This window comes from Microbispora sp. H10836 (genome assembly GCF_012999525.1).
Classification (GTDB): Bacteria; Actinomycetota; Actinomycetes; order Streptosporangiales; family Streptosporangiaceae; genus Microbispora.
In genome coordinates this window covers 1-851 of sequence record NZ_JABBWU010000071.1, presented here as the reverse complement: position 1 = coordinate 851, position 851 = coordinate 1, and the positions used below count along the sequence as shown (strand labels likewise).

The following is an 851-nucleotide window of genomic DNA, read 5'->3' as shown; positions in this document are numbered from 1 at the left end:
CGTGCCCGTTGCCGTTGAAGATCGCGCTGGCGGATCCGCTGCAGTAGTGCACCAGCACCAGCAGCGCCGGCCGGGCCGCGACCCTGTCGGGCACGTAGATGTACATGTTCAGGTTGGTCGGGTTGTTACCGAAGCCGGTGACCCGGGTCAGCGACGCGGCCGCGGCGGGCCGGGCCGCGAGGAGCATGCTCGCGATCACCAGGGGCAGGGCGGCGGCCGCCAGTATCGCTCTGAGCCTTCGTTTCACACCATGTCCTTCCGTGTTTGCGTGTTACCGGATTCCTGTCCGGCCAGGAAGCGGGGTGGTCGGCGGGAGGGGGTCCCGTCAGCCGCGGGTCCACTTCTGGTTGGTGCCGCCCCAGCAGGAGTAGAGCTGGATCTTGGTGCCGTTGCCCGTGCCGCCGCCGGCGGCGTCCAGGCACAGCCCCGACTGGACGCCCTGGATCGTGCCGTCGGAGTTGAGGCGCCACTTCTGGTTGTCGCCGCCCCAGCAGCTGTAGATCTGCACCTTCGCGCCGTTGCCGGTGCCGGCGGCGTCCAGGCACTTGTTGCCGTACACCCGCAGCTCCTGGGCCGAGGTGGACGTCCAGGTCTGGTTGGTCTGGCCGTTGCAGTCCCACAGCTGCACCTGGGCGCCGTCCGCGGTGCTCGCGTTGGCCACGTCCAGGCACCGGCCGGAGCCTGCTCCCACGATCGCGCCCGCGCCCGGAGAGGTCGGCGTCGCGCTCGGGCTGGGAGTGCCGCCGGGCTGGCCGATGCTGCCGGAGACCGTCTGGAGTGCGGCGTACCAGGCGGCGGCCATCTTGTCGTAGCCGGTCGCGGTGGGGTGGATGCCGTCGATCAGGTCGGCG

General features: G+C 70.7%; 1 protein-coding gene and 1 pseudogene. Both read right to left on the bottom strand.

Annotated features, from left to right (window positions below; genetic code table 11):
• A pseudogene (locus HHX30_RS40310) lies at positions 1–247 on the bottom strand (esterase); the annotation flags it as partial.
• 78 nt (positions 248–325) lie between these two features.
• On the bottom strand, positions 326–851 hold a 526-nt coding region (locus HHX30_RS40305), incomplete at its 5' end, for an RICIN domain-containing protein (protein WP_169989213.1).